This window comes from Cellvibrio sp. PSBB023 (assembly GCF_002007605.1).
Taxonomy (GTDB): Bacteria; Pseudomonadota; Gammaproteobacteria; order Pseudomonadales; family Cellvibrionaceae; genus Cellvibrio.
Map to the genome: position 1 here is coordinate 1,752,560 of NZ_CP019799.1, position 23,625 is coordinate 1,776,184.

The 23,625-nt window shown below is 48.7% G+C and carries 21 protein-coding genes; 9 read left to right on the forward strand and 12 right to left on the reverse strand.

The features are described from left to right. The first annotated feature begins 139 nt into the window (after positions 1 to 139). The 3 genes from B0D95_RS07830 to B0D95_RS07840 all read left to right on the forward strand — a co-directional run bounded on the left by B0D95_RS07830 (position 140) and on the right by B0D95_RS07840 (position 7,026). A complete protein-coding gene (locus tag B0D95_RS07830) occupies positions 140 to 3,193 on the forward strand; it encodes an FAD-binding and (Fe-S)-binding domain-containing protein (protein WP_078043376.1) in 3,054 nt (1,017 codons plus the stop codon). An 82-nt stretch (positions 3,194 to 3,275) separates the two neighbouring features. Next, positions 3,276 to 5,855, forward strand: a complete 2,580-nt coding sequence (locus B0D95_RS07835) for a DUF349 domain-containing protein (protein ID WP_078043377.1) — start codon at positions 3,276 to 3,278, stop codon at positions 5,853 to 5,855. Between the two features lie 451 nt (positions 5,856 to 6,306). Then, the gene (locus B0D95_RS07840; protein ID WP_244904482.1) at positions 6,307 to 7,026 is read left to right on the forward strand and encodes a GntR family transcriptional regulator; all 720 of its coding nucleotides are present in this window, start codon (positions 6,307 to 6,309) and stop codon (positions 7,024 to 7,026) included. Positions 7,027 to 7,121: 95 nt separating this feature from the next. Here B0D95_RS07840 and B0D95_RS07845 read toward each other — a convergent pair whose 3' ends face one another. The 3 genes from B0D95_RS07845 to B0D95_RS07855 are packed head-to-tail and all read right to left on the reverse strand — an operon-like array spanning position 7,122 to position 8,424. Beyond that, on the reverse strand, positions 7,122 to 7,310 hold the full coding sequence (locus tag B0D95_RS07845; RefSeq protein ID WP_078043378.1) for a DUF4177 domain-containing protein: 189 nt from the start codon (positions 7,308 to 7,310) through the stop codon (positions 7,122 to 7,124). Then, positions 7,310 to 7,522, reverse strand: a complete 213-nt coding sequence (locus tag B0D95_RS07850) for a hypothetical protein (RefSeq protein ID WP_078043379.1) — start codon at positions 7,520 to 7,522, stop codon at positions 7,310 to 7,312. Before B0D95_RS07850 ends, B0D95_RS07845 begins: the two co-directional genes overlap by 1 nt. A 41-nt stretch (positions 7,523 to 7,563) precedes the next feature. Further along, positions 7,564 to 8,424: an SPFH domain-containing protein gene (locus B0D95_RS07855; protein ID WP_078043380.1), complete on the reverse strand. Its 861-nt coding sequence runs from the start codon at positions 8,422 to 8,424 to the stop codon at positions 7,564 to 7,566. Positions 8,425 to 8,646: 222 nt separating this feature from the next. On the opposite strand from B0D95_RS07855, the gene B0D95_RS07860 reads away from it, so the two are divergent. From B0D95_RS07860 to B0D95_RS07875, 4 genes are all read left to right on the forward strand, one after another. Continuing rightward, the gene (locus B0D95_RS07860) at positions 8,647 to 9,738 is read left to right on the forward strand and encodes a sensor histidine kinase (RefSeq protein ID WP_244904483.1); all 1,092 of its coding nucleotides are present in this window, start codon (positions 8,647 to 8,649) and stop codon (positions 9,736 to 9,738) included. A 27-nt stretch (positions 9,739 to 9,765) separates the two neighbouring features. Next, a complete protein-coding gene (locus B0D95_RS07865; protein WP_078043381.1) occupies positions 9,766 to 10,362 on the forward strand; it encodes a DNA-binding response regulator in 597 nt (198 codons plus the stop codon). 235 nt (positions 10,363 to 10,597) lie between these two features. Further along, positions 10,598 to 10,903 carry a DUF485 domain-containing protein gene (locus B0D95_RS07870; RefSeq protein ID WP_078043382.1) on the forward strand — a complete coding sequence of 102 codons (306 nt, stop codon included), beginning with the start codon at positions 10,598 to 10,600 and terminating at the stop codon, positions 10,901 to 10,903. Further along, positions 10,900 to 12,540, forward strand: a complete 1,641-nt coding sequence (locus B0D95_RS07875; protein ID WP_078043383.1) for a cation acetate symporter — start codon at positions 10,900 to 10,902, stop codon at positions 12,538 to 12,540. The genes B0D95_RS07870 and B0D95_RS07875 overlap by 4 nt, the downstream gene beginning before the upstream one ends. Before the next feature lie 112 nt (positions 12,541 to 12,652). Here B0D95_RS07875 and B0D95_RS07880 read toward each other — a convergent pair whose 3' ends face one another. Both B0D95_RS07880 and B0D95_RS07885 read right to left on the reverse strand, forming a co-directional pair. After that, on the reverse strand, positions 12,653 to 13,672 hold the full coding sequence (locus B0D95_RS07880; RefSeq protein ID WP_078043384.1) for a glycoside hydrolase family 16 protein: 1,020 nt from the start codon (positions 13,670 to 13,672) through the stop codon (positions 12,653 to 12,655). A 161-nt stretch (positions 13,673 to 13,833) separates the two neighbouring features. Then, positions 13,834 to 14,499: an RluA family pseudouridine synthase gene (locus B0D95_RS07885; RefSeq protein ID WP_078043385.1), complete on the reverse strand. Its 666-nt coding sequence runs from the start codon at positions 14,497 to 14,499 to the stop codon at positions 13,834 to 13,836. 247 nt (positions 14,500 to 14,746) lie between these two features. Between B0D95_RS07885 and B0D95_RS07890 the strand changes: the two genes are divergently transcribed. Both B0D95_RS07890 and B0D95_RS07895 read left to right on the forward strand, forming a co-directional pair. Then, a complete protein-coding gene (locus B0D95_RS07890; protein WP_078043386.1) occupies positions 14,747 to 16,411 on the forward strand; it encodes a nitrite/sulfite reductase in 1,665 nt (554 codons plus the stop codon). Continuing rightward, on the forward strand, positions 16,395 to 16,898 hold the full coding sequence (locus B0D95_RS07895; RefSeq protein ID WP_078043387.1) for a DUF934 domain-containing protein: 504 nt from the start codon (positions 16,395 to 16,397) through the stop codon (positions 16,896 to 16,898). Before B0D95_RS07890 ends, B0D95_RS07895 begins: the two co-directional genes overlap by 17 nt. A gap of 72 nt (positions 16,899 to 16,970) precedes the next feature. On the opposite strand, the gene B0D95_RS07900 is transcribed toward B0D95_RS07895, so the two are convergent. The 7 genes from B0D95_RS07900 to B0D95_RS07930 all read right to left on the reverse strand — a co-directional run bounded on the left by B0D95_RS07900 (position 16,971) and on the right by B0D95_RS07930 (position 23,598). Continuing rightward, a complete protein-coding gene (locus tag B0D95_RS07900; RefSeq protein ID WP_078043388.1) occupies positions 16,971 to 18,110 on the reverse strand; it encodes a patatin-like phospholipase family protein in 1,140 nt (379 codons plus the stop codon). A 150-nt stretch (positions 18,111 to 18,260) separates the two neighbouring features. Further along, positions 18,261 to 18,728 (reverse strand): NfeD family protein, encoded by a 468-nt coding sequence (locus B0D95_RS07905; protein ID WP_210403693.1) that lies wholly within the window; start codon positions 18,726 to 18,728, stop codon positions 18,261 to 18,263. A gap of 9 nt (positions 18,729 to 18,737) precedes the next feature. Continuing rightward, complete coding sequence (locus tag B0D95_RS07910; RefSeq protein WP_078043390.1) at positions 18,738 to 19,724, reverse strand: SPFH domain-containing protein; 987 nt, start codon at positions 19,722 to 19,724, stop codon at positions 18,738 to 18,740. Between the two features lie 56 nt (positions 19,725 to 19,780). After that, positions 19,781 to 21,400, reverse strand: coding sequence for an AMP-binding protein (locus tag B0D95_RS07915; RefSeq protein WP_078043391.1), 1,620 nt, complete (start codon positions 21,398 to 21,400; stop codon positions 19,781 to 19,783). Between the two features lie 111 nt (positions 21,401 to 21,511). Further along, complete coding sequence (locus B0D95_RS07920; protein WP_246841755.1) at positions 21,512 to 21,994, reverse strand: CoA pyrophosphatase; 483 nt, start codon at positions 21,992 to 21,994, stop codon at positions 21,512 to 21,514. Positions 21,995 to 22,074: 80 nt separating this feature from the next. Beyond that, complete coding sequence (locus B0D95_RS07925) at positions 22,075 to 22,395, reverse strand: NGG1p interacting factor NIF3 (RefSeq protein WP_078043393.1); 321 nt, start codon at positions 22,393 to 22,395, stop codon at positions 22,075 to 22,077. Positions 22,396 to 22,422: 27 nt separating this feature from the next. Then, complete coding sequence (locus tag B0D95_RS07930; protein ID WP_078043394.1) at positions 22,423 to 23,598, reverse strand: phosphoglycerate dehydrogenase; 1,176 nt, start codon at positions 23,596 to 23,598, stop codon at positions 22,423 to 22,425. Positions 23,599 to 23,625: the final 27 nt, after the last annotated feature.

Here is a 23,625-nt window from a genome sequence, read left to right on the forward strand (position 1 = left end):
AGACTGCCGCACCTGCGGCAGTTTTTGTTTGTACTACCACATTCCCCAGGTTCCTGAAGAAATACATCCTTGCATGGTTTGGCACCGTACAAGGGAGTAGAATGCCGCCCCAAGATTAGCTGCCGATTGATGATCTCCCATGATTCCACGCATAGACCAAACCTCGCCCGTCCAGGCTTTGTACTTGAACTTTATCAATACATTGCGTGAACGCGGTTTCACCGGTGACCTGAACCCGGACTACGCCAACCGTACGGTACTGGCGACAGATAACTCTATCTACCAGGTATTGCCCCAAGGAGTACTCTACCCGCGCGATACAGCCGATCTGGTACGCATTGCAACACTTAGCCAGGAACCACCATTCCAACAGGTCATATTGAGCCCTCGCGGCGGTGGTACCGGTACCAATGGCCAATCACTCACCGACGGCTTGGTGGTTGATACCTCCAAATACATGAACCAGATTCTGGAAATCAATGTCGAGGAGCGCTGGGTCCGGGTGCAGTGCGGTGTGGTCAAAGACCAACTCAATGCAGCCATAAAACCCCACGGGTTGTTTTTTGCACCGGAACTCTCCACCAGTAACCGCGCCACTATCGGTGGCATGATTAATACTGACGCCTCCGGTCAGGGTTCCTGTCGCTACGGCAAAACCCGCGACCACGTAATGGAATTGAAAACGGTATTGCTTGATGGCACAGAGTGGACATCAGCCGCAATCGATGAAACCGCGCTGGAAACCCTGTGGAAACGCGAAGACCGCGTGGGTGATATTCACCGTGTTATTGATGCTATCCAGCGTGAACATCACGCATTAATTGATGCAAAATTTCCCAAACTCAATCGCTGTCTCACCGGTTATGACCTGGCACATATCCGCGATAACCAGGGCCGATTTAACCTCAACAACATTTTATGCGGCAGTGAAGGCACCCTCGGCTTTATCACTGAAGCAAAAATCAGCCTGTTGCCTATTCCAAAATGCAGTGCACTGATTAACGTTAATTATCGCGATTTCAACGTTGCCCTGCGCGATGCCACGCAACTCATGAAAGCTGAACCAACCTCTATTGAGACCGTCGATTCAAAAGTATTGAATTTGGCGATGAACGATATTGTGTGGCATAGCGTTGCTGATTTTTTCCCAGCGCCGGAGAGCGGGGAAAAAATCCAGGGCATTAATCTGGTGGAATACACAGCTGATTCAGAAAACGATTTAAAAGCCGATGTGAAAAAACTGACAGATCTGCTGGATCAGGCCGCACAAGATATCAACACAGGCCGCATCAGTTACTCCATCGCCTGGGGTAGCGACGCAGTTAATAAAATCTGGGGCATGCGCAAAAAAGCGGTGGGCTTACTCGGGAATGTGGAGGGTGAAATTCGCCCCGTCCCCTTTGTGGAAGACACTGCAGTACCGCCCGAAAACCTCGCTGATTTTATCGCCGAGTTCCGCGCGGTATTGGATGAACACAAACTGACCTACGGCATGTTTGGTCATGTCGATGCCGGTGTACTACACGTGCGCCCAGCACTGGACATGAAAGATCCGGCGCAAGAAAAAATGGTGCGCGTGATTACCGACAAGGTGGTTGCCCTCACCCAAAAATACAATGGCCTGTTATGGGGCGAACACGGCAAAGGGGTTCGCTCGGAATACGCACCGGCCTTTTTTGGTGAGTTGTACCCGCAAATCCAACGCATCAAAGCGGCGTTTGACCCACGCAACCAACTCAATCCGGGAAAAATTGCCACACCCTCAGCCGATATCGCCTTATTAAAAATTGACGGCGTCGCAACACGGGGCCAAGTGGATCGCAAAATCCCGGTACAAGTCTGGGAAGGCTATAGCGAAGGCATGCACTGTAACGGCAACGGTCTGTGCTACAGCTGGAACCCTAACGATGCCATGTGCCCTAGCTGGAAAGGTACGCGGGAACGCAAACACTCCCCCAAAGGCCGTGCATCGCTCATGCGCGAATGGCTCAAACAAATGAGCGAGCGCGGCATTAATGCGGTAGAAGAAAGTAAAAAACTGAAACGTGCGAACTTTTTATTCACCTTACCCAGTCGCACCATCAACACCCTGGGCAAGCGCAAAGGTGAATACGATTTCTCCCATGAAGTGCATGAATCCATGCTGGGCTGCCTTGCGTGTAAATCCTGTGTTGGCCAATGCCCTATCAAAGTGGATGTTCCCGAATTCCGGGCGAAATTTTTAGAGCTGTATTACAGCCGTTACTTGCGTCCGCTCAAGGATTATTTCATTGGCGGTCTGGAATTTATGATTCCCACTCTTGCCAAAATGCCTTGGGCCTACAACCTGCTAATGAAACCGGCCTTTATGCAAAAGTTTATGGCTCGTTTTATCGGTATGGTAGATAGCCCTCTGCTTACCGGCATAAGCTTGCATAAAGCCGCCGAAAAACTCGAGGTGAATTACGCTACGCTGGAGAATATCGCCCAATTAAATCCAGCGGAAAAAGCCAAGGCCGTTATTTTGGTACAGGATGCCTTTACCAGCTATTTTGAAACGCCATTAGTGGTAGACACTCTCACCCTGCTTAAAAAACTCGGCTTTGTGCCGCTGTTGGCGCCCTTCAAGCCCAATGGTAAACCCCTGCAAGTACATGGATTTTTAAAGGCTTTTGCCAAAGCAGCCGATGCCAATGCCACCCAACTCAATGGCATTGCCTCTTCCGGCATTCCCTTGATTGGTATCGAACCGGCGATGACGCTAGCCTATCGCGCTGAATATAAAAAAGTGCTGGGTGACAATGCTCCCAAAGTACTGTTGGTTCAAGAGTGGCTTGCCAAACAAACCGAATTATTGGAAGGCAAGATTACGCAATTCAGGGCAGCCGATTTCTCACTGCTCGCCCACTGTACAGAAAAAACCAATGCGGTTAGTTCCATCAAGGATTGGCAGACAGTATTTGCCAAACTCGGCCAACAACTGAAGGTTATAGAGACGGGTTGTTGTGGCATGGCTGGCACCTATGGCCATGAATCCAGCAATGTGGAAACATCGAAAAAAATCTACGCGCTCTCTTGGGCACAAGTAGTAAATAACCCGGTTAACATTGGAAAACTAACGGCAACGGGCTATTCCTGCCGCAGCCAGGCAAAACGGATTGACAATGTTAAATTGCCACATCCGGTACAAGTATTACTGCAGCAAGCCGTTTAACATTGCAGCAATAAAACCGACACAGCGACAACTGTCGCTGTGTTAATACCCTACCAACTCACTGACTGACGAAACCACGACTATGAAATTATTACGCAAACTATTTGGTGCAAAGAATAAACCTGAACCCATCAAAGCCGCTCCTATTGTTGTTGCTGAGGTTAAACCGCCCAAACCGGTTATCACTCTGGATGCAGTCGAGCAAACTGACGATGAACAGGAGTTGTTAAAGCTCGCCAGCGATGGCGCCACCAGCCCCTTGCGCCAGGCAGCTGCTGAAAAAATTCATAGCCGTGAACTGCTTGAGCAACTGGCAAAAACCGCCAAAACCAAAGATAAAAATGTGTTCAAATTGGTAAAAAGCAAGTTGGATGCGTTTAAAGCGGAAGATGCCAAACTGGCAGAGCTGGAAGCGAATGCACTGCGTATTTGCGAAAAAATGGAACGCCACATACATCAAGAAGCCGACGCACTCTTCAAGGTCAAATTAACTGCCCTGCAAACAGAATGGTCTGCACTGAGCCAAATCTCAGCGACAAGTATTGCTCGCTATAAAACCGCCCTGACAGCCTGTGAAGATAAAATTGCTGCACGCGCGCAAGCCATCGCCGATGAAGAGGAAAAAATCACACTCGATGAACAGGCATTACAATTGGCACAAGAGGCCTATCAAAACCTGAAAGCCATGGCGAAGGATATTTATCACGCCGCACATATCGACGATATCATCAACGCCAATTATGAAGTCAAGATTCAAGAACTGGGCAATGCCGTGCGTTTGGCCGCCAATCGCCAACTGCCCATGGACAATCTCATCAAAGCGTTTGAACAGCGTAAGCAGCAAACGCTCAACCTGATCGATCAAATTAAAACCTCTGGCACTGCGCAACAAATTGCTGAATTATTGCAACAAACAGAAGATAGCAATGCAGTTAACAATGCCCAGCAAAAACTGCAGCAATTTATCAAGTCAGCCAAAGAATTGGGCGAAGAAATACCGGAAAGCTTGCAAGAAGCCAAAGCCAAATTAAATGCAATTTGGGCGGAGCGCCACCAAGCAGAACAGGCAGCGAAAAACGCGTTGCGCGAATTTAGCGAGCTCGCCCGCAAAGGTCTTTGGGCTGCCGAACAAGGTTTCGTGCGCAAAGCGCGTGCCATTCAAAAAGAACTGAACGAAAAGCGCGAACAGCTCAGTGGCGCAGCACAGGAACTACCCAAAAGCATTCAAGCCAAACTGGAAGACTTTGAAGCGCAACTGGTAAAACTGGGAGACTGGCATGAGTTTGCAGTAACGCCCAAAAAAGAAGCCTTAATTAGCCAGATGCAAGCATTAGCTACCAGCACTATTGACCCCGAAGTACTCGCTACCAAGGTGCATGAACTGCAAGATAGCTGGAAAGAAGTGAGTAAAGGCGCGCAGCAACAGGATGATGACCTGTGGCAACAATTCCAACAAGCGTCCGCTGTTGCTTATGCACCTTGCAAAGAATTTTTTGAAGCGCAAAGTGCCGCACGCGAAGCAAACCTGAATAAACGCCGTGAACTGGTTGCGCAATTAACTGCTTATTTGAATGGCTACGACTTTGCCAATGCCGTGTGGAAAGAGGTTGAGCAAACCTTAAAAACTGCCCGTGCAGAATGGCAAACCTACTGGCCAGTACCGCGCAAAGCGGGCAATGAATTGCAAAAAGAGTTTGAAACCTTAATGGAACAGCTCTTTGGAAAAATCACCAGCGAATATGAAAACAACAAAGCCGCCAAGCAGCAGCTTATTGAACAAGCCCAAGCTTTGCTGGATAGCACCGATATACGTGCAGCCACAGACAGGGTTAAGCAATTACAAGCGCAATGGAAAACCATTGGCAAAAGCTGGCACAAAGAAGACCAACAACTCTGGCAGGAATTCCGCAAACACTGCGATGCTATTTTTGCGCGTCGCAACGAAGTGTTTGAAGCGGCCAAAGCTGCACGCGAAACGGTAATACAGGAAGCCGAAGGCCTGCTGGCACAACTGAATGAGTTTGCCCAGCGTTCGGTGGATGAATTGAAAGCAGCCAAAGCGGAAATAGAGGCTGTTCAAGCTGCATTCTCCGCACTTGAATTGCCCAAGGAAGCCGCGAAATCATTGCAGCAAAAACTCTCTGCCAGCCTCGCCGCGATTGCCAACAAACGCGATAGCGCACGCGCACAAGCAGAAGAACAAAGCTGGCATGACTTATTCAATGCATTGGATGCGCTGCGCCATTATGAATTAGCGGTTATTGCCAATAAGCCAGCTGAAACACTCGCCGCGCAAAAAGCAGCGCTGGAAGAATTGATTGCCAACACGCCACGCTGGCCAAGTGGTTGCTTTAGCAGCCTGCAACAACGTTTGGCAAAAGCAGATAGCATTACTGCCGCCGATCAAATCACAAACACGGAAGCACTGCGCACGCTGGCTATTCGCGCAGAAATTATTACCGGCCAGGAAAGTCCTGCAAGCGATAAACAAGCGCGAATGGTCTATCAAGTGCAGCAAATGCAGCAGGGGTTCGGCCAGCGCGACACCCATTTTGAGCCGCTGTTAATTGAGTGGATATCGCTAGCCGGTGTAGATACTGCTGAGTACACATCACTCTTGCAACGCTTCAACGCCTGTCGCATTCAGGGCGTCGCAAAATAATTCGCGCACTGATGAGCGCAATCAAATGATAGCTAAGGGCAGTTAAATACTGCCCTTTTTTATGGGTGATGAAATATTTTTTATACGCAAAAAAAAGCAGCAGTCCAAATAGACTGCTGCACAATGGGAGAGGTTAATCATTCGGAACAATCGCCACATCAATAAGCGGCACATCAACCTACACCGCTTGGATTAGTCCGAGGTAAATCAATGGTTGTGGAAAAAACTGGCAGATGCGGGCGGCATCCGCCAGAAAAAGGTCAAACACAACCCCTGCTCAGCATCTCCCGACGAGAAAACACTGAACATTAATGCTATGCTAATCCTTGCATACTAGTCGGTCAACCTTTTTGTCACATTGACTTTATGATTATTATTAATACTTTCATATTTGCATGCTCTTTTATCCTTAAAGTAAACTCTACCACTCATACACAAGAGGAGTTACGTCGTGGCTAAACAGCCTGTGATAAGCATGCGCACCGATTCGAAGGGTTTGTCTTACGACCGCCCGGCCGCCAGCCAAATTTTCGGATTCATTCGTGATGCAATCATCAGCATGGAGCTCCTGCCCGGTCAGATGATTTCTGAAACTGCATTGGCGCAACAATTCGGCGTAAGCAGAACACCGGTGCGCGAAGCACTTATTCAATTATCCAACATAGGTTTTGTTGAGGTATTACCACAACGCGGTACCTATGTATCCAAGTTCAGCATGGATAAGATTTTGGAAGCCCGTTTTATTCGCGAGGCATTGGAAGTTGCGGTAGTCAGTCACATCGCCACCAATACCAATGAAGAAACACGACTTGAGGCTGTAAGCAGTTGCGAAAAAATTATCGCCAATCAAAAAACCGCCGCGGCAGATGACGATGCAATTGCCTTTCAAATACTGGACGATGAATTTCACCAAACACTGGCCAGCTTTACCCACTATCAACGCGTGGGAGCATTTATTGAAGCAGAAAAGGCTCACATGGACAGGGTTCGCTGTTTGAGTTTGCATGTGAGCGGCCAATACAAACGCATACTCAGCCAACATGCCGGAATTATCAAAGCGATCAAATCCGGCTCTGCAGAAAAGTCTGCCGCGGCGATGAGCGTACACCTGAAGGATGTTTATAACATTCTGGCGGTTATCCCGCAGGAACATCCGGAATACTTTGAGTAATACGGCGAGCAGCACTCTTAGTGGTACTGCCATTTTTCACTTGTAAAAAAAGCAGCCCAGGCTGCTTTTTTATTAACCGTAAAAATGTGCATCAATTAACGCTGACGTTTTAATACCGCAATTATCCCCTGTGATGTATTCATAAACATCGCAGGGCAAACACTGACCAATTCCCAGCCGTCGCGCCCTAATGTATTCAAAGTTTGATTCAGCTCATCGGTATCCAACGCACCTGAAAAGAAACTGCGTTTTTTGAATTTCAGTGTTTTGTATTCCCAATGCATTATATTTTCTCCTCATCTTGATCACCTGCTGATAGCAACTCTACATCAGTCACTACCTTTTGGGTTAGTTTAACACGCCCGCTTTTTACCAAGGCCTCGCGCAACACGAATTCAATTTGTGCGTTCAAACTGCGCAAGTCATCGTCGGCCCAGCGCTGCATTGCCGCGATGACCTGCTCATTGATACGCAGCGGAAATGATTTTTTCGTCACAATGAATTGCCTGTTTTCATCAATGCCAATGACACAGCGAGTTAGGAATAAAGTGTGCCGGCATTAATCACAGGCTTTGCCTGCTGATCGCCGCAGAGCACTACCAGTAAATTGCTGACCATGGATGCTTTGCGTTCGCCATCCAGATCCACGACGCCCTGCACTTTCAATTGGTCCAGTGCATCGGCCACCATCCCCACGGCTCCCTGAACAATAATTTTGCGCGCCGCCAGAACAGCACTCGCTTGCTGGCGTTGCAACATTGCCTGGGCAATTTCCGGGGAATAAGCCAGGTGGCTCAAACGCGCCTCAAGTACATCCACCCCGGCTTTTTGCAGGCGATCCTGAACCTCACTTTTCAATTTCAAAGCAATACTGTTGGCATCGCTGCGCAGCGATAAACGCGCATCTTCCTGATCATGTTCATAGGGATAGGTTGTTGCCAGATTGCGCAGCGCTGCTTCACTTTGGATGGTCACATAGTTTTCATAATCGTCCACCTCAAACACTGCCTCTGCGGTATCCACAACTCGCCAGACAATGACGGCAGCGATTTCAATCGGATTACCGTTGGCATCATTTACTTTCAAGCGACCCGATTCAAAGTTGCGCACTCGCAAGCTAACGGACTTTTTACTGTACAGGGGATTCGCCCAGCGCAGCCCGTTATTGCGGTCGGTTCCCGCATATTGGCCAAACAACTGCAGCACCTTGCCCTGATTGGGCTGCACCATATAAAAACCAAACCAACCCACAAAAATCAGCAATGCAGCCAGACCCAACACTATTTTTAGCAATATTGGCATGAGTATCACACCCGCTATGGTTATCACTTGTGATACCAGTAAAACCAACAGCATCAAATACCCTGAACCGCTGCGCGCTTCCACTTCTTGAACCATGATGTGCTCCTGTGCCCCTAGGCCTATAGTAGGTCAAACAATTATTTTGATATCAATTTGATATCAAAATAACACAGAAAAAGATGACTGACAATTGTCATAGCGCTCTCATGACTTTCCCGGCTGGCACAAATTTGTCGCGCACTGCAAACTGATCCTTAAAATAATAATGTTGTACTCTAGGCACTAACCTATCCAAACCAGCAGGATGATCCGCTCAACATGCATAAATCTGCCAACGACTGCAGCAGCTCTCTCTATTCCGCCAAGTCATGGATCTGGCTGTTTTTCAGCCTTTACTATTTTGTGCCGCTTTATTACATCCCGTTTGAGGGCTTGCAGCTCCCCATACTGATTGGTGTTTATTGCGTATTTGTCGGGCTATACCTCTGGGCAATCACCCTCAGCGCCAGTCAGGTATGGAAAGCGATTCTGGCTCTGTGTGTACTCTCGATTGTTACTACCGCCTACACCCCTGGCGCCAGCACCTTCTTTTCATATGTGGGCTTTTTGATCGGTTTTTCCTATGGCACCAAAATTTGGCTCAACCTTCTTGCCTTTCTTGCATTGGTTATTATCGCCTTGCACTACACATTCAATTACCCGATTCCCTTTTTTGCCCTGCCTGCACTTTCCGGGCTAATCACCATCAGCATTATTGGTTATGTGGAGCGTGTGCGCCTTGAAGCGCGCATCAGCCAGCAAAAAAGCCATGAGGAAATAGAGCAACTGGCGGTGATTGCCGAGCGCGAACGCATTGCCCGCGATCTGCATGACATTCTCGGCCACACCCTCTCCAGTATTGCGCTTAAAGCAGAGCTTGCGGAAAAGCTACTCACGCAAGACAAACCGGATCACGCCAAACAACACGTCTCCGAGTTACATCAAATCGCACGCAATACCTTGAGCCTTGTACGCCAAACGGTATCGGGCTACAAACACCGCGGCCTGTCTGGCGAAGTCATGGAGCTGTGCGACAAACTGCGCCAGAACGGCTTTGTGGTCGAACTGATGGGCGAAATACCACAGTTAACGCCGCGCGCCGAAACAGCACTCATCCTGGCGCTGACCGAATTAACCACTAATGTGCTGCGCCACAGTAACGGCAATCACTGCCAAATCGAATTTCGCCACCAGTGCGACAAAATTCTGGTCAGCATGCGCGATAACGGCAAAGTGAGTTCGCTAATCCCCGGCAATGGGCTGCAAGGTATCCAGGAGCGGCTCAATGCACTCGCAGGCGACTTGCAATCATCCATCCATAAAGGCTGTGAATTTGTTATTTCACTGCCGCGCCGCGAACTGCATCAATAGCCCACAACATTCAAGAGATCAGGTGTGATGAAAATTTTATTAGCAGAAGATCAATCCATGGTACGCGGCGCGCTCGCCGCCCTGCTCGGTATGGAGGATGGTTTTGAAATAACCCAGGCGGAGGATGGTGATCGCGCCTGGCTGCTGATGAAACAAAACAGTTACGACATTTTACTGACCGATATCGAAATGCCAGGGCGCTCCGGCCTGGAGTTGGCGCAATGGGTGCTGCAACAAAAATTCCCCACCAAAACCATTATCATCACAACATTTGGCCGTGCCGGTTATATTCGTCGCGCCATCGATATGGGAGTTGCCGGCTTTTTATTAAAAGATGCCCCCTCCGAACAACTGATCGAATCCATTTATAAAGTCATGGATGGAAAACGTGTCATTGATGGTGAATTAGCCATGATGGCACTGGGCGAAGCCGATCCGCTCAACGATAAAGAACGTCGCGCACTGCGACTGGCTGCTGAAGGAAAAACCACTGCTGAAATTGCAACAGTTCTCTGCTTGTCAGAAGGCACTGTGCGCAATTATTTATCTGAAGCTATCGCAAAATTGCACGCGGCCAATCGCGTGGATGCCGCCCGTATTGCCCGTCAGAAAGGCTGGATTTAATTATTATTGTTTAATCTGCACGATTGATAATTTAATCACGCCGCCCTCTTACTCTATTGTCAAAATGACTGCTAGAATCCGGTCACACTGTCACACCTGACAGCCTGATCAACAGCGATTATAACAATCAGATCCATTTATCAGCAGACACTGCTGGCAGCACGACAGTCAACTGGCCCTGCTGCCACTCGCAGTCAATATTGACAATAATTCACAAAAAACAGGGAAATCGATCATGCATATTGAAACGATCCGGCAACTACCAGAGTACGCGGCCCTGACCCGCGCACGCAAAAAAATTATGTGGCCACTCTCATTGGCAACCATTACTGCCTACTTCGCACTGATATTAACCATTGCCTTTAATCCTCACTCACTCGGAAACCCTATTGGCAATGGAGTCACTTCAATCGGCATGGTGTTGGGCTTGGGTGTAATTTTATTTTGCATGCTAATCACAGGCATTTATGTCTATTACGCCAACCGCGTTCTGGAACCGCTCACCCGCGCCATCGTTAGCAAAGCAGGAGCACAACAATGAAATTTCATGCTCCGCTAGCCATCCTATTATCTGCCATGGCCACTTGCGCCTGGGCGCAAGCCACCAGCCACTCCAGTATTAATGTGACTGCAGTTGCCATGTTTTTAGCCTTTGTATTAGTTACCTTGGGTATTACTTACTGGGCCGCCGGTCGCACAAAAACCGCTAGCGATTTTTACGCTGCGGGTGGTGGTATAACCGGGTTTCAGAATGGTTTGGCAATTGCTGGCGATTATATGTCCGCAGCCTCCTTCCTCGGTATTGCAGGCTTGGTGTATACATCCGGCTTTGATGGCTTGATTTATGCCATTGGTTTTTTAGTGGGCTGGCCCATTGTGTTGGTATTGATTGCTGAGCCACTGCGCAATTTAGGTAAATATACCTTTGCCGATGTGGCGTCCTTTCGTTTACAGCAAAAACCGATTCGCATCCTCGCCGCCAGCGGCTCTCTGGTCACCGTTATTTTTTACTTGATTGCACAGATGGTCGGCGCCGGAAAATTAATCGAATTGCTCTTTGGTTTACCTTATGAGGCAGCAGTTATTATTGTCGGCGTGTTGATGACCCTTTATGTGACCTTTGGCGGCATGATCGCAACCACTTGGGTGCAATTGATAAAAGCGATACTGCTACTCTCCGGCGCATCCTTAATGGCATTTTTAGTGATGCTGCAATTTGGTTTCAGCTTTGAAACATTATTTGCAGAGGCCGTTAAAGTTCACACCAAAGCCAATGCCATCATGGCCCCCGGCACACTGGTCAGCGACCCCATATCAGCAATTTCACTTGGCATCGCCCTGATGTTTGGCACTGCAGGACTACCACACATTTTGATGCGTTTCTTCACCGTGAAAGATGCCGTGCAAGCGCGTCGCTCAGTGTTTTACGCAACCGGTTTTATCGGCTATTTCTATATACTCACCTTTATTATTGGTTTCGGCGCAATTATTTTGCTGCTGAAAAATCCAGCCTATTTCACCGATGGTGCACTGATTGGTGGTGCCAATATGGCAGCGATTCATTTATCGCAAGCCTTGGGTGGCGATGTGTTACTCGGTTTTATTTCTGCCGTCGCCTTCGCCACTATTCTTGCGGTGGTATCAGGCTTAACGCTGGCAGGGTCAAGCGCCATCTCCCATGACCTTTACGCCACACTGGTATTAAAAGGCAAACGCGATGAGAAAAAAGAAATTCGCGCATCGCGTATCGCCACCGTTTGTCTGGGCGTCATTGCCGTATTACTCGGGATTGTATTTGAAAAACAAAACGTGGCGTTTATGGTTGGCCTTGCATTTTGTGTCGCGGCTAGCGCCAACTTCCCGATTTTGTTATTGAGCATGTACTGGCGCAAACTCACCACTCGCGGCGCAGTAATCGGCGGTGGGCTAGGCCTATTTACAGCGGTGATATTAGTGGTAATTGGCCCAACCGTATGGGTTGATGCCTTTGGTTTTGAGCAGGCTATTTTCCCCTACAAATACCCCGCGATCTTCTCAGTGAGCATTGCCTTTATCGGCATCTGGTTCTTCTCAATCACCGATAAATCAAGCACTGCCGCTAGCGAGCAAGCCGCATTTGATGCGCAGTTCGTGCGCTCGCAAACAGGTATTGGGGCAGCGGAAGCAGCTAAGCATTAATTAGCCAAAAAAACTATCAAAAAAGCCCATGCAAGCTATAGATTTGCATGGGCTTTTCTTTAGTCAAGTCAAGAGGAAAAACAACACAATAATGGTAAGAAAACGTTATTGTTTATAACCCGCAAGGTGATGGCAGCGGTGGATTCTGCTCTTTTACATCATCCACATATTCAACACCTGCCGCTTGTAAGTGAGCGACCTGCGACACCAACTCGGCAGGAGTCAATGCAACGCCCTCCTGGAAAAATACCCAATCGATATCTTGCTGATACTCGCGCAACTCCGGTGAATCAACTGGCCCGATGGAACCATCAGCCCCCTTGGGCATAAACCAGAGGTTGAAATTGATTGACATAAAATCTTCCGGATAAACCGCACTGCTGTGTTCGGAAAATAATTTACCGTCAACGTAATAAGTCAGCTTGTTGTCCGCAATGGTTAGCATGAGGGTGCGCCAGCCTGCATAGCTTCCTTCAACACGGGTAAATTCATTCACCTTGGTCCAAGGTTCCAATTGAAAGGTATCCCAACTGGTTGTCCACATCGCAGGCTTTTCGTTAGCCCCCCAACCACCGTTAGGCAAATACTCAAAATCCGCTTCGCTGTAGTCCTTGTCCATAGGCGCCTTGAGCGGACTGATGGTATAGAAGGTTTGTATTACCTCATCACCGTCCGGACCTCGGCTTGGCTCGTCGCGAAAAAATACGCGCGCCGCGTAAGTGCCCTCACGATACTTGCGTGCATGGCAAATTTGGGTGTGACGAGTATTTTCTCCCTGACCCGCAGTGACCGAACTCATGCGCAGGGCACCCAGGTGAGTGGCAGGAATATCCTGATGAAAACTAATTCCCTCTGCTGACCAAGCGGCACCTTTTATCCCAGGGTGACCGGTTTCCGTGCGCACCCGCCAACCATTACGATTAAACGCATCCATTGATGTGTAATTAAAATCATCAAAAAACACAGCCGCTGCGGGTACCTCACCTGCCCTCGCTGGCTCACTGTGTTGTGCCGTATTGACCGCACCGGTTGGTGCTGTTGATGCACCTGTTGCTTCATTTTTTGCACCGCACGCTGCAAGTAGTGATGTTGTTACAACGCCCCCAATAAACATTAGCCCTTTGTGTTTCATTGTTGTTATCTCTTATGGTTGATTGAGACCTTACTTTTCACCATAAAGACAACGTTGTCAATTATAAACAAGAAATTCAAGTGCGCTTTAACCTGCATTAACAAAAGTTGATTAAAGGTGAAATTGTCGTTAACACTCTATGGCAATGCATTTGTCGCGGATTAAAAATCCGGTGCAGACTCAATAAATACTGGCTCAGCGGTACGCGGGTGCAGGAATGACAAATCGGTTGCGTGCAGCAACAAGCGAGTGGCGGCTTTAGCCCAATCACCACCATAGAATTCACAACCAAGGATCGGGTGACCAATCGCTTGCAGGTGCAGCCGCAGCTGATGGGAACGCCCAGTAATAGGATGCAACCACACACGTGTAGTTCCCGCCATCTCATCACGTGCAAGAACACTGTATTCGGTAATAGATGGCTTGCCCGTCGCCGCACACACCTTATAGTGTGGTCCATCGGCAGAGACGATAGGTAAATCAATCACCCCCTCATCCTGCGCCATGATTCCCGCCACTACGGCGGTGTAATGCTTACTGACACTGCGCGCCTGAAACTGCTTGCTGATATGGGATAAGGCCAATTTGGTCAGCGGCACTACCATCACGCCGGAAGTATCAAAATCAAGCCGATGCACAATGCCTGCCCCTGGATACTCGAGCTGCAGCCGACTAACCACAGAGTCATGGTTCTGTGGATGACGGCCCGGCACACTCAGCAAGCGCGTGGGCTTATTGATCAGCAGAAAATCGCTGTCTACATGAAGAATGTCCACCTCGCCAGTGCAAGGAGGAAGGATAAATAAGTCATCAATAGACGCTGGCATAGGCGTAAAATAGGTTCAAGGGGCTGGGGCCGCCATCATAACCAGATGGAACAAGCTTAGCGATAAACAGTCGTTCACTTCCCTACCCTCTGCTGCTAAGGTGCCGGCGCCCATTCAAGCAAAAAGATGGGGCGATGGATCTCACGCTGAGGTCGCCGAAAAGCTGCTTTTCCTGTATCCTGCGCGCCTCGATTTTTCGCCTCAATGCCATTTTTGGCCTTTATCCTGATGATAGGTATCTAGTTACATGTATATCTACGATGAGTACGACCATAGCATTCTGCGCCAGCGCATCGCCCAGTTCCGCGACCAGACCGCGCGTTTTCTCGCTGGCGACCTGAAGCCAGAGCAGTTCCTGCCCTTGCGCTTGCAGAATGGCCTTTACGTCCAGCGTTTGGCGCCCATGCTGCGTATCAATGTGCCCTACGGCATGGTGAACTCTGCCCAACTGCGCAAACTGGCTCATATTGCCCGTCATTACGATAAAGGCTACTGCCACGTCAGTACCCGCCAGAACATCCAATACAACTGGCCGGACCTGACCGAAGTGCCCGACATTCTCGCCGAATTGGCAGAAGTGGGTATGCACGGCACCCAATCCAGTGGTAACTGCATCCGCAATACCACCTCCGACCAATTTGCCGGTGTAGCACCGGACGAAATGATCGACCCACGCCCCTACTGTGAAATTATTCGCCAGTGGTCAACCTTTCATCCTGAATTTGCATTTTTGCCACGTAAATTCAAAATCGCAGTGACTGGCTCAACCCAGGATCGCGCCGCCGTACAAGTACACGATATCGGCCTGCAGTTGGTGCATAACGACCAAGGCGAAGTAGGCTTTAAAGTTTACGTAGGTGGCGGTTTGGGACGCACTCCGGTGATTGGCGTGGCGATTCGCGAGTTTCTGCCAGAAGAGGATTTACTCTCTTACCTCGAAGCCATTTTGCGCGTCTACAACCTCTTTGGCCGTCGCGACAACAAATACAAAGCACGTATCAAGATTCTTGTGCGCGCTTTAACGCCTGAAGTCTTTGCCCAAAAAGTAGAAGACGAATGGCAACACTTGAAAGATGGCTACAGCAAGCTAACGCAAGAAGAAATCACTCGCGCAAAAGGTTTCTTCACTGCCCCCGCTTACGAACAACTTGACAATGCAGCAGCGCAAGCCGCGCTGGATGCACAAGCAGCTGACAGTGTCGCCTTTGGTAAATGGCTGCAACGCAATGTGCGAGAACACAAAATTGCCGGTTACGCCTCAGTTACCCTCTCGCTCAAACCCACCGGTGTTGCACCCGGCGATATTACCGATAGCCAACTGGAAGTCATTGCCGACCTCGCCGACCAATTCAGTTTCGGCGAAGCACGTACCACGCACGAACAAAATATCGTGCTGGCTGATGTGAAAAAAGCAGACCTGTTTGCACTCTGGCAAGCCTGTAAGACCGCTGGTTTTGCAACACCGAACATTGGCACTATTACCGATATTATCTGCTGTCCTGGTGGCGATTTCTGTTCACTCGCCAATGCTAAATCCATTCCAATTGCTGAGGCGATCCAGCGCCAGTTTGAAGATCTGGACTATGTGTACGACCTGGGCGATATCGACCTGAACATTTCAGGCTGTATGAATGCCTGTGGCCATCACCACGTAGGTCATATCGGTATTCTGGGCGTTGATAAATCCGGCAAAGAATTCTATCAAGTGCAACTGGGCGGTAATGCCAGCAACGACGCCTCACTCGGCGATGTGCTCGGCCCCTCTTTTGGAGCCGATGATATGCCCGCTGTGATTCAAAAAATTGTTGATGTCTACGTTGCCAATCGCACCGACGAAGAATTGTTTATTGATACCTATCGCCGTATAGGCGCCGCTCCCTTCAAGGAGAAAGTTTATGCAAAAGCTAATTAAAGACGGCCAAATCCAGGCAGATACCTGGACCCTACTCGCAAAAGCAGAAGGCGAAGCTGCCGCAGTAGAAGTACCCGCGGGCCAGGTGATTATTCCTGTCGCTGTATGGCATGCGCAAAAAGATGCATTGCAACAACGCACTGATATTGGCGTATGGCTGGACAGTGATGAAGCGGCGGATTTGATTGGCGCAGATGCTAACCGCTTCCCCGTGCTTGCGGTCAACTTCCCATTGTTTATGGATGGCCGCGCGTTTTCAACGGCGCGTTTGCTGCGTGAACGTTATGGCTTTACCGGTGAGCTGCGCGCGGTGGGCAATTTTATCCGCGATCAACTCTGCTACTTACGCCGCTGTGGCGTGAACGCATTTGCCTTTGCTGACCCGGAAACCAATCTGGAAGACGCGGTAAAATCGCTGAGCGATTTGCAGGAATATTATCAAGCCGCTGTTGATCAACCATTACCTCTGTTCCGTCGTCGCGCCTGACACCACAAGTAAAACGACACATAAAAAAACGCCGCGGTTATTAACCACGGCGTTTTTTTATGGAGCAATTATTTATGTCAGCGCGAAAAAAGTGCGCACCTGCTCTGCTTGGGCAAGGGTATCTTCACGCCCCAGCGCCATCATTTCCGTAATAAATTCTTTGGAAAACAGTAAATAACTCGCTGCCGTCGCACCACCGCCTTTAGCAGTAGAACCTGTCGCTCGCATAAAAAAACGCAAGCTCTTTGGCAAATAACGAATATTACGCCCAGCAATACCATCAATAGGATAACTGGGCGAAATGATCATATTGTTTACCGGGCGCAACTGGATGTCCTGCGCCGCACGGACATCCTCAGGAATAAGGTTAAGCAGCTCATTCATGCGCTGCATATGTTCCAGATCACCTTCCAGCGCATCCACAAATGCGCTGTTAAACAAGTGACCCACAATCTGCCCCATTGACGGAGAGTGGCGATGAGGCACGCGACGGTTTGCCTTCTGCGATGTGCGGTTACCGCTCACGCCTATCACAAAAAGTGCATCTGCCCCCAAGTGCAATGCAGGGCTAATAGGTGCAAGTTGACGCAAGGCGCCGTCACCAAAATATTCACGATTAATTCGCACTGCAGGAAATACTGTTGGAATAGCGGACGATGCCAATAAATGCTCCAGGCGCAGTTCCGTAGCCACCCCACTACGCCGGTGTCGCGCCCAACTTTGTAAATCCGGATGTCCTTGAAAAAAGCTGACAGTGTGACCTGAGGTATAACCCATAGCAGAAATACTCACAGCATGCAGTTTGCCGCTTTCAATCGCAGGAGCAAGGTTTTCAAAACGGATGACTGAGCCCAGTAAATTCCATAGCGGCGCATTGTCCAGCAAAGATAATGGACGGCGATGCCCTACCCCCTCATTAAACAGGGACAATCCCAACAAGCTCAGGCCTTTAAATAAATCAAACCAGCCATGTAAATACACCTGGCCTATATCCAAATTCTGCCAGACATTAGCAAGCGCATTGACTGCAGATTTAAAATTACCCTTGTGCGCAGCAATTGCCAAAGCATTAATCGCCCCAGCCGATGTACCACAAATAATCGGGAAAGGATTTTCAATATCGTCAGGTAATATTTCAACAAGCGCTTGCAAAACACCTACTTGATACGCTGCGCGGGCACCACCACCAGAGAGAACTAAAGCTGTTTTCATAAATTGTTCTAATAAAGTAATAATGCTTATGGATAGGAATCACTCCTCACAAAGCAATAATTACTATGTCGTTATGGTTTTGGGTTGGCGGTAATGAGTCATTGACCAGAAACAAAAAGCGCTTAATTAATAAGTGCTTTGCGCAAAAAATTATTCAGCTTGCACCAGTAATAAAGAACCATCTACCGCCAACACGCGCACACGGTCTCCCACCGCCACGGAGTTGGCTTCCTCTTTCAAGCGCGCTTGCCACTCAATACCTGAGTAACTCACCGCGCCTTGATCGCGCGTCACCACTTGAGAAACAGGTAAGACGCGTCCAATCATATCGCTGCTGGTATCCGGCACAACTGCTGCATTTTGGAAACGCTTGAATGGCTTCCACAACAGGAGCGCACTTATCGCCGTTAATATACCGAGTGACAATATTGCCATTTCCCAACCGTTCACCAACCCCAGAGAAATAACAATACCGGTTAGTAATGAACCCAGTGCAACAAACAACAGTGGGCCACTCATCCCCAACACACCTAACTCAAGCACCAAACACACACCGGTGATGGTGTAAAAAAGGTGCGCCGGATTTTGCACAAAATAATCAACAATATTGCCCATCATAAATCCCTCTTAACTACGTGGGGTTTGGGACAGGTTAATCGCGGACGACACGGCCATTGCTTGCGCCACTGTGCTCACAATATTGTCACTGGTTTTACCATCAGACAGCACCACAGTGCCCTCATGCGCAATCGCCTTGTGCGCCGCGATTGCCCCTTGAGCCAGATTCAAGGCAATTGCTTTTTGCCCTTCATCTGTCGCTGCCGATTTACCAATGGTTGTCAGTGCCTCTGCCTCTGCAATAGCCACCAGGCGAATTGCTTCTGCCTTACCGGTGGCCTCCAGAATCTGCGCTTCTTTACTGGCTTCTGCCGCTAATACCTGCTCCGCCTTGGCCGCCTCTGCATCCAGAACACGCGCTTGCTTTTGACCTTCTGCCGTGGTGATTGCTGCGATTTTTTCACCCTCTGCCGTCAAAATCGCTGACCGCTTTTGCCGCTCTGCCGTCATTTGTTTTTCCATATCTTCTTTAATAGAAGGTGGAATCGCAATTTCCAATAACTCAAAGCGCAATACAATTAGTCCCCAAGGCTGGGTGGCAAGCAACATGGCCTCCTGAATCTTGGCATTGATCGCCGAGCGATTCTGAAAACAGTCATCCAACTCCATGGAGCCAATAGCATTACGCATGGAGGTCATCGCCAACTGGGTACAGGCAAGTTTATAGTCAGTGATGTTGTTGGTTGCAGCGGCTGCATCAATCACTTTAATAAACAACACACCATCAATCATGATGGCGATGTTATCTTTGGTGATGGCCGATTGTTGCGGAATAACCAGGGTTTGCTCTTTTAAATTGCGATCCGCCTCAACTGACTCCACAAAGGGGACAATAAAATTCAACCCGGAGCCCAATGTCTTGGTGTATTTGCCAAACCGATAGATTACATAACCACGGTTTTGTGGCACAAAGTGAATACCTTTTTTAAGGGTATAGAGCAGTACTAATGCAATCCAAAATGCTGGACTGGTAACAATTGAAAACAGCGAATCCATATTAATTTCCTGGTTGACTTAGTTATTCCTGAACAGATTAAAACACGTTAATCGTTTTATTTTTTAACATCCTGATCGCGCAATTCACGCCGCAAGATTTTTCCCACATTGGTTTTTGGTAGCTCTTTACGAAACTCAATCAAATGCGGCACTTTGTAAGCGGTGAGTGTTTCTTTCGCAAACTTTCGCAGTGCCTCCACGGTAAGCGCCTCATTGGCAGTGACCACAAACGCTTTTACAATTTCACTCCCCTCACCATCAGGCACACCCACAACAGCAGCCTCTATAACATCAGGGTGGCTGCTCAACACATCTTCAACTTCATTGGGGAAGACTTTAAAACCACTGACATTGATCATGTCTTTTTTGCGATCGACAATTTTAATAAAACCATCCTGCTGAATAATCGCAATATCACCCGTTTTGAACCAACCTTGTTCATCCAATACTTCTGCTGTTGCATCCGGGCGCTGCCAATACCCCTTCATGACTTGCGGCCCACGAACACAAAGCTCACCCGCCTCACCGACTGGCAAAGTTACATTGTCGTCATCAATTACTTTGCATTCTGTGTCCGGTAATGGCAGACCGACAGTACCCATTTGCACATTATCGATAGGATTGTTCGATACCACTGGCGATGTCTCTGTCAGTCCATAGCCCTCGCTGATAGGTGCTTTGGTTAATTCCAACCAATGCTTGGTTGTTTCAGCGGTGAGCGCCATACCGCCCGAACAGGTAAGGCGCAAATGACTGAAGTCCAGATTACAAAAATCCGGGTTGCGCATCAGTGCATTAAACAAGGTGTTTAAGCCTACAAAGAAAGTGAAGGGAACACCCTGAATGGTTTTGACAAACGCGGGAATATCGCGCGGATTGGGGATTAATAAACTGTGATTGCCAAGCACAACAGCAGAGGTGCAGTGGATCGTAAATGAATAAATATGGTAGAGCGGCAAAGGCGCCACATAGAGTTCCTGCGCTGGCCGAAATACATCTTTCATACGCTCATTGAGCTGCAGCATATTTGCTACCAGGTTGCGATGAGTCAACATCGCACCTTTAGCAACACCGGTAGTGCCGCCGGTATACTGTAAAACAGCGATATCTTCCGGCGACTGCTGCACCGGCGCCCATGACCTTGCAGCTGAAGATAATGCTTTGTTAAACGCAATTTGTTGCGGGAATGTAAACGGTGGCACCATTTTTTTAACGTGCTTTACCACCACATTAATCAAGGTGCGCTTTAAAAACGGATGTAAATCGGCAAGCTCAGTGACTATCACCTGCTCAACGCTGGTTTCTTTAATGATTGATGCCGCATTTTTGGCGATGTTCGCCAGCACCACCAAGGCTTTTGCACCTGAGTCATTAAGCTGGTGTTTTATTTCATGGGGCGTATAAAGCGGATTGGTATTTACAACGACCATACCAGCACGCAATGCACCAAAGATCGCCACGGGATATTGCAAAATATTAGGTAATTGAACTGCAATTCTGTCGCCAGGCTTTAATGATGTGCACTGCTGCAAATACGCAGCAAATTTCCCAGAGAGATGATCAAGCTCCGCATAGGTCAGCGATTGCCCCATACAGCTAAAAGCTTTTTTGTCAGCGAATTGTTGACAGGAATCCGAGAAAACTTCCGTAAGCGTTCTATTGTATTGCAATGACATCTGACATTCTCCGTACTTGTTATTGTGCAAAAGTGAAACAACAAGAAAAACCCATCCGACTTCCCTTGCTTAATGTTCTGATTGTAGCCAATTACACCATGTCGCGCGCACTTAACGAAGTGCACGATCGACTAATCGCAGCAACTGGGCCGTTACCGCCGCTGTGAACCCCCATATCTCGTAGCCTTGGTAATGATAGACCGGCACCCGCAATATGTGCCCATGCCGCTCAAAGTGGTCTTCCCGTACCTGAAGCCCGGCCTGAAACGCGGCCAATGGAACCATAAAAATGCTTTCCAGCTCATCAGGGGATGGCTGCAAGTTAATGCTTGCATCAAAGTGTGCGACAAAAGGGGTTACAGCTGTACCGGCACGGGTATGGGACTGGGGAAGCGCCCCCAGGAGTTGAATATGACCAGCAGGCAAGCCTATTTCTTCGTGAACCTCACGCTGGGCTGTTACCAACAGATTATCATCGCCCGGCTCCCACATTCCCCCAGGAAAACAGACTTCTCCTGGGTGGTGACGTAAATGCGCCGCACGCTTGGTGAATAGAATAGAAGGATTATCGCCACGGCTGATAAGGACCAGCACAGCAGCCTGAGGAGAACTTACAGGATAAGAAGGTATGTTTGTCAGTTGTTGCGCAAGCCCGTCAAATAGCCAGGAAGTCACTAAAAATCCTCTGAATCAACCAGCAGGGATAAGTCAAATGCGGGGGTTTCATAGGGATGAGCAGCCCGCAAAGCGGCAATAGCAGGTCGAATATACTCATCAGCGCACACCAATTCAACACGATACTCCGGTAAGCACTCCAGCTCACCAGCTTTTCCGCAGTAGGGATTGGCGCCGGGCAAAGGCCTGAACTGTCCTCTGCCCAGGACCTGCCAGCAACACTGGTCATAATTGCCAAGTTTGCCAGCACCGGCTGCAAATACAGCCGTTTTTACTATTTCCAGATGAGATTCCAGGACAAAGAAGACCAATTTATACATCTACCCTGCCCCGTATTTTGTATCATCTTAGATTACACGCACAGCAATCACGTGCTCAACTTTCGCCAACGCATCAATTACCTGGGTAGAGGGGGCAACCTCGACATCAATAATGTTGTATGCCACATCGCCACGGCTTTTATTCACCATATCAACTACATTAACTTTATGGTCGGCCAATACAGACAGCACATGCCCCAACACGCCAGACACATTTTCGTTAGAAAACGTAATGCGCGCGCCAATTCCCGCATTGCGATCCATAGCAACCGCCGGGAAATTGACCGAGTTTTTGATGTTGCCGTTTTCAAGGTAGTCAACTAATTGATCAGCCGCCATGATTGCACAATTCTCTTCCGCTTCTTCCGTGCTAGCACCTATATGAGGCATGGCATATACATCATGGCGATTCAGCAAAATAGGCTCAGGGAAATCGCAGATATATTTACCCAAGTGACCTGCATCAAGGCTTTCAACAACGGCATGGGCATCCACAATCGCTTCGCGTGCAAAATTCAGCAGGGTCGCACCCTTCTTGCAAACTTTGAGGGTATCGGCATTAATCAGGTGTTTCGTGGCAGGAATAGCAGGTACATGCAGGGTGATGTAATCAGAGCGCGCCAACAATGATTGCAAGTTTTCCATGCGTCCCACTTGACTCGGCAAGCGCCATGCGGCCTCTACAGACAAGGCTGGGTCGAAACCAACAACATTCATTCCCAATGCCAGTGCAGCATCAGCAATGAGGGAACCGATTGCCCCCAATCCGACAATCCCCAAGGTTTTACCTTGCAGCTCAAAACCGGCAAAATTTGACTTCTCTTTTTCCAGAAGCTTGGACATTTCGTCAGCATCGGTCATGTGCGTCAAACTATTTACATAAGCCATGCCCGGCAGGATTCCACGTGAACCGAGTAACATCCCCGTCAACACCAACTCTTTCACGGCGTTGGCATTCGCGCCGGGAGAATTGAATACCACCACACCTTTTTTGGTGTACTCCTCTACCGGTACATTATTGGTTCCTGCACCGGCACGCGCGACCGCTTTAACGCTTTCAGGCAATGCTTCACCGTGCAGCTTGTGACTACGCAAAATATAGGCATCAGGCTGGCCAATATCACTGGCCACTTCATATTTCTCACGGGGAAAGCGATTCAAACCTTTTACTGAAATAGCGTTGTATGTTTTTATTTTGAACATGATGATTGTTCCTCAAATCTACCAACA